The 7,979-nt window shown below is 42.7% G+C and carries 10 protein-coding genes; 6 read left to right on the plus strand and 4 right to left on the minus strand.

The features are described from left to right. Positions 1–158 precede the first annotated feature (158 nt). The 6 genes from EI162_RS05620 (at position 159) to EI162_RS05645 (ending at position 4,453) form a co-directional block, all read left to right on the plus strand. Positions 159–521 carry a roadblock/LC7 domain-containing protein gene (locus tag EI162_RS05620; RefSeq protein WP_010201036.1) on the plus strand — a complete coding sequence of 121 codons (363 nt, stop codon included), beginning with the start codon at positions 159–161 and terminating at the stop codon, positions 519–521. 362 nt (positions 522–883) lie between these two features. After that, positions 884–1,378, plus strand: coding sequence for a PAS domain-containing protein (locus tag EI162_RS05625; RefSeq protein WP_192523438.1), 495 nt, complete (start codon positions 884–886; stop codon positions 1,376–1,378). A 3-nt stretch (positions 1,379–1,381) separates the two neighbouring features. Next, positions 1,382–2,131 carry a PhnD/SsuA/transferrin family substrate-binding protein gene (locus EI162_RS05630; RefSeq protein WP_192523439.1) on the plus strand — a complete coding sequence of 250 codons (750 nt, stop codon included), beginning with the start codon at positions 1,382–1,384 and terminating at the stop codon, positions 2,129–2,131. 74 nt (positions 2,132–2,205) lie between these two features. Further along, positions 2,206–2,823: a hypothetical protein gene (locus tag EI162_RS05635; protein WP_192523440.1), complete on the plus strand. Its 618-nt coding sequence runs from the start codon at positions 2,206–2,208 to the stop codon at positions 2,821–2,823. Positions 2,824–2,864: 41 nt separating this feature from the next. Then, positions 2,865–3,479: a hypothetical protein gene (locus EI162_RS05640; protein WP_192523441.1), complete on the plus strand. Its 615-nt coding sequence runs from the start codon at positions 2,865–2,867 to the stop codon at positions 3,477–3,479. Between the two features lie 305 nt (positions 3,480–3,784). Next, a complete protein-coding gene (locus tag EI162_RS05645) occupies positions 3,785–4,453 on the plus strand; it encodes a class I SAM-dependent methyltransferase (protein WP_192523442.1) in 669 nt (222 codons plus the stop codon). Positions 4,454–4,567: 114 nt separating this feature from the next. Here EI162_RS05645 and EI162_RS05650 read toward each other — a convergent pair whose 3' ends face one another. The 4 genes from EI162_RS05650 to EI162_RS05665 all read right to left on the minus strand — a co-directional run bounded on the left by EI162_RS05650 (position 4,568) and on the right by EI162_RS05665 (position 7,913). Then, on the minus strand, positions 4,568–5,089 hold the full coding sequence (locus EI162_RS05650) for an HdeD family acid-resistance protein (RefSeq protein ID WP_192523443.1): 522 nt from the start codon (positions 5,087–5,089) through the stop codon (positions 4,568–4,570). A gap of 163 nt (positions 5,090–5,252) precedes the next feature. After that, positions 5,253–5,849, minus strand: a complete 597-nt coding sequence (locus tag EI162_RS05655; protein ID WP_225735159.1) for a GNAT family N-acetyltransferase — start codon at positions 5,847–5,849, stop codon at positions 5,253–5,255. Beyond that, the gene (locus tag EI162_RS05660; protein ID WP_192523444.1) at positions 5,842–6,657 is read right to left on the minus strand and encodes a nucleotidyltransferase family protein; all 816 of its coding nucleotides are present in this window, start codon (positions 6,655–6,657) and stop codon (positions 5,842–5,844) included. Before EI162_RS05660 ends, EI162_RS05655 begins: the two co-directional genes overlap by 8 nt. Continuing rightward, positions 6,654–7,913 carry an XdhC family protein gene (locus EI162_RS05665; protein WP_192523445.1) on the minus strand — a complete coding sequence of 420 codons (1,260 nt, stop codon included), beginning with the start codon at positions 7,911–7,913 and terminating at the stop codon, positions 6,654–6,656. The genes EI162_RS05660 and EI162_RS05665 overlap by 4 nt, the downstream gene beginning before the upstream one ends. Between the last annotated feature and the right edge of the window lie 66 nt (positions 7,914–7,979).

The raw sequence follows: 7,979 nt of genomic DNA on the forward strand, positions 1-7,979 counted from the left end.
GAAAGGTTAAAAAACATTGAATATTTGGCCTTTTATTCACCTCATATCATATCAATATTAATAGTAAGGGCTTATAATATTGCCGCTAGTTAAAGACTGCTTAAAACATTATTAACCGTTATTTTGTTCAATTAATAACCCGTCATAGAGAGTTCGATATGCGTACTGATTCATTCCAGCAAATTTTGGAAGATTTAAACAGCTCATCAGCTGATGTTGAGGCTTCTGCCTTGATTTCTAACGATGGCCTTATGATTGCATCTGCTCTACCAACAGGTGTTGATGAAGACCGCGTTGGTGCAATGTCAGCAGCTCTATTGTCACTAGGTGACCGTGCAGGACGCGAATTGGCTCGCGGTAGCATTGACCGTATCATGATTCAAGGTGAAAAAGGCTACGTCATCATGACCTCGTCAGGTGATGAAGCGGTACTAACTATTATGGCAAAACCAAACGCCAAACTTGGTTTGATATTTCTAGACATCAAACGTGCTTCAGAGGCGCTGGCCAAACTTATCTAATCGTTGGTTTTAACGTGCTAACGTTCTTAAAGTGCTAACGCTGTGGTTCTCTTCGGCGTCTACAATATAGACTTCTTCTGTGTATAATACTTTAAATGAAAATGAGCTCACTGTCTCATAAAAATAATTTAAGGTATTACACACTGTTTATACTGAGTCAATGATTGAGGTTTTTGAAACTTGAGCTTTTAAAAATTGAGAAAACCCAATCCTAGCGCGTCATCATATTCAGCACCGTATAAGTGCTACTCATGAAAAATAAGCATGTAGAAGCACATTAAAGACCAGTACCTTGAAAATAAGCATGAAGCAAACCCGCTTATTCATTATTATCTATACCACAATAAATAAAGGAGGTTACGATGGGTTCTCCACTCCCTGACGCAATGAAGCCTGACACGCCAGCTGAGCAGATCACGCTGACCTATCATGACGGCACCTCACGTACTATCTATGATACTGGTGTTGAACGCCCTTATCCTGACGGTAAGCTGATTGTTTCACGTACCGATTTAGACGGTATTTTGACGCACGTCAATGATGCCTTTGTCGAAATTAGCGGCTACACTGCTGATGAACTCATCGGCCAGCCACAATCTATTTTGCGCCATCCAGATATGCCAAAAGCCGCCTATAAAGACCTATGGGCAACTGCTGAAGCAGGACAAAAATGGCATGGTTATGTTAAAAACTTGTGCAAAGACGGCAGTCATTATTGGGTTTATGCGACGGTTGTACCTAACGTTCGCCGCGGCGAAACGGTTGGCTATACTTCGGTACGCCGCAAGCCTTCGCGCAGCAAAATTGACGCCGCCATCGCTCAGTACGCCGAAATGAAACAAAACGAGGAAGGATAAATCATGACGACACACAATATGTTAATCGCCCCTGATTTTTCGCCTGAGCGTTTTGCAGGCTGGCACATGTTTAATATCTTGATTCAAAAACGTGCCAACCTAAACATGCATCTCAATATGCCTGCCTCACATGCTGAGCAAGAGGCGCTTATCGATGCAGGCGACATGCAAGTTATTTATGCCAACCCTTTTGATGCAGCGACGCTTATCCGTGAGCAAGGCTACCGTGCAGTTGCCCGTCCTATCGGCAAATCTGATGAAATGGTCATTGCCGCTGGTGCCAATAGCGACATCAATAATTTAGAAGACCTAGCAAATGGCGCGACCATTGCGATGGCCAATAACCGTGATGTTAAGCTCATTGGTTTACGCTTGCTTGAGGCGGTCGATTTAAACGAGGGCGATTTGAATTGGTCGGTGACCGAAACCTATCAAGCAGCAGCACGCCAAGTTATCAAAGGCGATGCACAAGCAGCATTCTTTTTGGCTGAGATTTTTCACAGCTTTTCACGTTTGACCAAAGCCCAATTAAACGTATTAATCGAAAGTGATTTGGCAGATATTAGCCATGTATTACTAATTAAAGACGGCTTTCCTGATACAGACATTCTGATGAATGCCGTGTTGAATTTGCATAACGATGATGACGGTAAAGAAGCCTTAACAGAGCTTGGTATGCCTCAAGGTTTTGAAGCCATGGACGAGGAAGATGCTGAGTTTATGATAGACTTGATGGAAACTTTAATGGACTAGCAGGTTCACTGGCATCTAACTTAGGTCATAGCCTATTGCGCTACAATATTGGCTATGACTGACAGGACACGATTATGTCTGATTTAGACCTTATCAAAGAAAATGAAATGGAAGCGCGCCGAGTGTATCGTTATTACTCACGCAAAATATTTATCGCCCCAAACAACCGACATTTTCATGAACAACGTATCAATGCTGCCTTATTACTAAACGAAAAAGAGCCGCTGCAAGGCGCCGTCGCCGACTTTTTTTATGGCTGCTGGTATGACATCCCTTACGATGTAAACAATCTGTTTACGCGTATTAAAGATCGCCTCTACCCTCATGTAGAAAAAGGCTTTCGCGATTGTATTGATAAAAAAAGCTATATCAGCCGAAATAGTATGCTGGCGACCCGCTGGAGTGTACTGATATCGCCTTCTCTTAACGAGCAAAAACAACGCTTACGTATCAGTAGTGATGACGCCAAAGAAATCTCTAAGGACATCACCGAAGAGCTAATGCAAGCCCGTGAGGATAAGGACTGGAGTACGATTGAGCAAGTCGAAAACGAGTTCTTTGCTCATTGTATCGCTCGTCATGATCGGCTAGCCTTTTCTTTGGTTTGGTTCCGTTTGGGCAAAAGCGACTGGCAGTTCGATGAACGCTGGAACGATTGCCAACAACGCCTTGAGCAAACCGTTAAGACTTAATTTATTGCCTCTTTACCCCCTTCATCACAATGGTAGCCGCTATGTCCTCTTACTTAAATGCTGATAAAACCTATCTAACTTTAACCCCAGCTGGTATTTTTGAAGCGTTTTCACAAAATGAACCTACTGCTGAGCAGCTGGCATTGCAAGACTTGTTGTCCTATGGGCAAACACTACTGGCCGCCGATTGGCTTGAACGCTATTCTGACCAATGGCTAGATACTTTTATTGAGCATGGATGGATTGAAAAGCTTTCTTTATTTTTGCCAGCGCCCAATTTACCATTAGATCAGTTTTTACCCTATGTAGTGGCAAGCTTATCTGGTAAACGCCGTGCAGCAATTGGCTCTGATGAAGGGTTTTGCCTAGCGCGTATCGGCTACACTCAAGAAGAAGCCGATATGCTCAGTGTGGCAGCGGCGGATTTTTCAGGATTTATGTTACGCCAAAAACAACGCGGCTGGGCAGTAGAAAGCCAAGCTATCTCCTTCTTTCAACAAGTCGATTTGCTGATTCCTGAGACCAGTTTTGTGTTTTTGTGGATTGACGGTTCGGGCTACGTACTTATCATCGATGGCGAGCCCTTAACCAACAGTCGAGCCTTTGTAGAGCTGGTTTGGGCGTTAAAAACGTCTGGATTGAGATTCCTTAACTAGGGCCTGCCCTCAGTTACTCTAAACTCAACATTAAACCATTAGCCTGTGCATTCCATAAAGTAAAGATGTGCCTAACTCTATATTAGGCGCATCTACCTCACCCCCCAAAGCCAGTAATAAGAATACCCTCAAAATTAACAACAACTTGTCAAATGTTAGGTCATACTATCACTCACTATATTATTTAATTGAAAACTTTATAAAACTACCATACATTAATCATTTATCCTCTTAAACCAACCTCCTATTTGAAAGTGGCAATCACTGCCAAACCTTGCACTCTTGCTTATTTTTTAGGAAAGTTTATGACTTCGCTGACTACTGTGCGCGTACGTTATCAAACAATTGAAATTGGCAGCACCGACATCCACATTTGCACCCTCCGTGACAATCAGCAATTTAGTGATCCAGACGATGAGGCGCTTAAGCTAGGCATTTGCTCTGCTTCTTGGCCGATGTTTGGGGTGATATGGCCATCGAGCTTGGTACTGGCCAACCATATGCTTGATTACGATATTACGGGCAAGCGGATTTTGGAAGTGGGTTGCGGTATGGCGCTGTCAAGCCTATTACTCAACCATCGCCATGCCGATATTACCGCAACCGATTATCACCCAACCGTTGAGTACTTCCTCGATAGGAATACCACGCTCAACAATAATAAAGAGATCAATTTTGAGCGTTTAGATTGGGCCCAAGACAACAGTGGACTTGGTCAGTTTGATATGATTATCGGTAGTGATTTATTATATGAAGACCAACACATCGATATGTTGGCTGAGTTCATCGAGCGTCATGCCCTGCCAAAGTGTGAAGTCATCGTCGTCGACCCAGGACGTGGTCGCAAAAACAAACTCACAAAGAAAATGATAGAGTTTGGATTTAGCAGCAAGCATATTAAGCCTGAGGATACCACTTACCTTGACGTACCATTTAAAGGGCATATCTTGACGTTTTCGCGTGCGGCTTTATAGGACAAACCTGTTACGCTGTATTGAAATTTCTGATACTGTATAAAATAAAAATACTGTATAAAATAAAAAAGACTCCATTGATGGAGTCTTTTTAGGGTGTGTCACCACTAAAATCTATGTATTTCGAACCAAAGGTGGTTGTACACGTGAATACATAATCAGCGATATGCCGTTTGAGATCAGCTCAACTGCCAATAATATACCAAGAATATAGGTCGCCGAGCGCGGATATCCACTAAATATCATAACAGCTAACGCAATCGAGATAAGTCCTGAGATTAATACGGGTATAAAAGCCACTGTCTTGCGTAGGCCGAAAGCAACAACCACTCTCACGATACCTGTTGCCATAAATAAAATAGCAACCACCATGGTCAACGTTAATATACCTTGCAGCGGATCTTGTAGCAGCTCAATACCGATCAATATGCCAAGCACACCACCGATTGCAGCCAGCACTTTGCCAGTGGTACTATGAGCGCGGAATAGGGCAATAAACTGTAACACCCCCACCAAAAGGAATATAAACCCTGCTAGTTGTTCAGCGGCAAAAGTGGCGCTAAGCGGATTAAAGAATGCAAAAATCCCTCCAAGAATACTGATGATACCGACCACCAGCCATAACGTACGACTCATAACACGACCTTACTTTATATTTAATAGAAAGCATATTATATCGTAGCGCGTTTTTCATCTTGTATGACGGTGGTAATATATTCGAGTAGTCCTGTTAAGATCAAGGTCTGGGCGTTGTATTATACTCATAAGCCTGCTAACTGTTTATGATGGTTTATCAAAATTAATCCATACTATGCTGCTGTTGACGCGTAATTTTATATAATACATGCTCAGCCAGTGGATGATTCGTATCAAGCGCAGGGTGATAGAAATTATCCTGCATGTTGGTCATGCCAATACGCTGCATAATAAGCTGCGAGCGCTTGTTTATAGCAGCAGTAAATGAGACGACCTCATTGAGTGCTAACTCGTTAAAAGCAAACGCTAATGAAGCACGTGCCGCCTCGGTAGCATAACCTTGTCCCCAAAACTCTTTGCGCAGTCGCCATGCAATCTCGACAGCAGGGGCAAAAGACATATCTGTATGGGTTTTATTCAAGCCAACAAAACCGATAAAATTTCCAGACGTTTTTGAGCCGTCTTTCAAACTTACCGCCCAAAGTCCCCAACCTTGATCAGCAATAAGCTGCTGACATTTATTAGCAATCATATTACTGACTTTAGGAGTTAATAACTTAGGAAAATAGCGCATAACTTCTGGATCGGCATTCATCTCAGCAAATACCGCAAAATCAGCTGGCTGCCATTGCCTAAGAAAAAGACGTTCTGTTTCTAAAACCTGTATCATGGAATATTCGCCATCGTTAATATTACTCATCAATCCAGCCTTGTTGCTTGGCATAAGCAAGATGCTCGGGTGTGTCGATATCATAACTGAGTTGCTTATTTCTGACGGTACTTATATGACTTAGCGGCAGTCCTCTAATCAAGTGGCGCAGTCCTTTATCACCTACTAGCTCTGCCTGCCATTGCTTTAGTAGGTCATAATTAATCGCTAAAGGCAGTCCGATGATATCTTTTTTAGCCTGTGCAGTAACGGCAGTTTTATCTTCTGTTGCGCTATCTAAATACATCCAGTCATCATTGTTACTATAACTGCTTGCAACCACTATCTTCTTGCCAGCTAATAATGCATTTAAATGCGGCTTATCTAATAAAACCTGATCAACGCCCATGATTAACACACGATCAATAAGCCTGTCATCAAGATTAACCAATGTCTCAATACCCAAGCTCAAGCTATTCGCCATACCTGTTTCAGGCGTAGGATTTATAACCGTATAAATAGTTGCATACTGTACAGCTATTGGCTCAATTGCTGATTGAATCCTATTACTAATACACGACTTGTTTTGAGTCACAGAATTGTCATGAGGAATGACAACAATAATAGCTTGTGGCTGAGTGCTCAATGCCAACTTAAGCATATGATTAATTAATGGTTCGCTATTTTTGCAAAGTAATTGCTTGGCTTGACCAAGACGGCGACTCAAGCCACTTGCTAATATAATGATGGCGTGGCTGTTATGTGGCGGATGGGTTTTATGTTGAGTATAGCTTTGCTGTTGCACGCCATTTAGCTGCTGTGTTTTAGCTTCTACTGTTGTCGATTTATCCTTATTCATACGCAGCTCAGCGTTGCAATACTGCTCATGGCTGCTGTACCTGAAAGTTCAGTTTCTAAAGTACCTGTTAGCGATTTTTTATGATGCACAACGGCAGTTATCTGCGCCATGATACCAAGTGCCAATGCTTCAGGTCCGTCTCCGCCTAATTTATAGCCAATAGGATAGTGTAGTTTACTAATACCTTCCTTTAAGGCAGTAGGATTCTTTTTGACGGCATTAATCTCATTAATTAGACGCTCGGTACGATAACGCGGACCCAATTGCCCAAGATATTTATAATGGGTCGAATGCTCTAGTAATACTAAAAGACGAGCACGGTCTTGGGTAAGGCTATGTGACATCAAAGCTACCGCTGCATTCTCACTCAATCTGAGTAGTTTCTCGTGTGCATCTAATAACAATGGCATCACGATATCAGCTTGAGGAAAGCGTAGGCGACTGGCATATTGTGCGCGACTGTCAATGACAGTGACATGCCAGTCTTGCAGCTTTGCCATGGTCACCAGTGGCATCACGTCGTTACCGGCCCCGCAAATAAGCAAACGTATTTGTGGTTGTAAGCGCTGTAGCAGCCACTCTGTCGTTAAACCTTCATTTTTTAAGATCACGTATTCAGTGTTTTTATCAGAAACCTCATGCTTTGATAACGCTTCAACCGTCTCTCTAAGCGCATGAGTAACAGGGTTTGAAGCATCTATTAAAGCTTGATTAGAAATATTATCATCCTTAATAATAGTGAGTTTTCCGCTATTAATATAAGTTTCTATATCTACTCGTATACCAGCTGGTAACGGTCTAATATCATTGCTATCCGAACGGATTAAAGTAGCTATCATTGCTGGCTGCTGAGTACGACGTACGTGGCGGATAATATCTAGGAATGGCAGCGCAGCTTTTAAACGCTCAAATAATACGTGTATCTTTCCATTACAGCCTAAACCAAAATTTAGCTCGCTCTCTAAATCACTACGACCACTATATTCATTATTTTCGTCTAACGGCTCATCGCCAGTTTGGTAAACCTGCACATTTGCACCGTTGCGAGTCAACCAAAAGGCGCGTTTTATAATATGCGGCTCAAGGCAACCGCCACTAATCATGCCAACTGAGCGTCCATCTGCACAAATAAGCATCATCGCGCCCGCACGGCGATATGCCGAGCCTTCGGTACGCACCACTGTCGCCAGCACCGCGTCAACGTTTTGCTCCTGCGCGGTGCTTGCTAGCTTAAGAATATCAGCGACCTGATTCATAATTCCTCTTATAGGGGCTGTATAGAATTCAAATCAGCGGCAGCCAGATAAAGACACAAGCGAGAA

Source organism: Psychrobacter sp. FME6 (assembly GCF_014861365.1).
Lineage (GTDB): Bacteria > Pseudomonadota > Gammaproteobacteria > Pseudomonadales > Moraxellaceae > Psychrobacter.

Coding starts and splice junctions, on each gene's coding strand:
- EI162_RS05650 (WP_192523443.1), bottom strand. CDS start 5,089: ATGAGTCGTACGTTATGGCTGGTGGTCGGTATCATCAGTATTCTTGGA.
- EI162_RS05660 (WP_192523444.1), bottom strand. CDS start 6,657: ATGAATAAGGATAAATCGACAACAGTAGAAGCTAAAACACAGCAGCTA.
- EI162_RS05655 (WP_225735159.1), bottom strand. CDS start 5,849: ATGAGTAATATTAACGATGGCGAATATTCCATGATACAGGTTTTAGAA.
- EI162_RS05645 (WP_192523442.1), top strand. CDS start 3,785: ATGACTTCGCTGACTACTGTGCGCGTACGTTATCAAACAATTGAAATT.
- EI162_RS05630 (WP_192523439.1), top strand. CDS start 1,382: ATGACGACACACAATATGTTAATCGCCCCTGATTTTTCGCCTGAGCGT.
- EI162_RS05640 (WP_192523441.1), top strand. CDS start 2,865: ATGTCCTCTTACTTAAATGCTGATAAAACCTATCTAACTTTAACCCCA.
- EI162_RS05625 (WP_192523438.1), top strand. CDS start 884: ATGGGTTCTCCACTCCCTGACGCAATGAAGCCTGACACGCCAGCTGAG.
- EI162_RS05620 (WP_010201036.1), top strand. CDS start 159: ATGCGTACTGATTCATTCCAGCAAATTTTGGAAGATTTAAACAGCTCA.
- EI162_RS05665 (WP_192523445.1), bottom strand. CDS start 7,913: ATGAATCAGGTCGCTGATATTCTTAAGCTAGCAAGCACCGCGCAGGAG.
- EI162_RS05635 (WP_192523440.1), top strand. CDS start 2,206: ATGTCTGATTTAGACCTTATCAAAGAAAATGAAATGGAAGCGCGCCGA.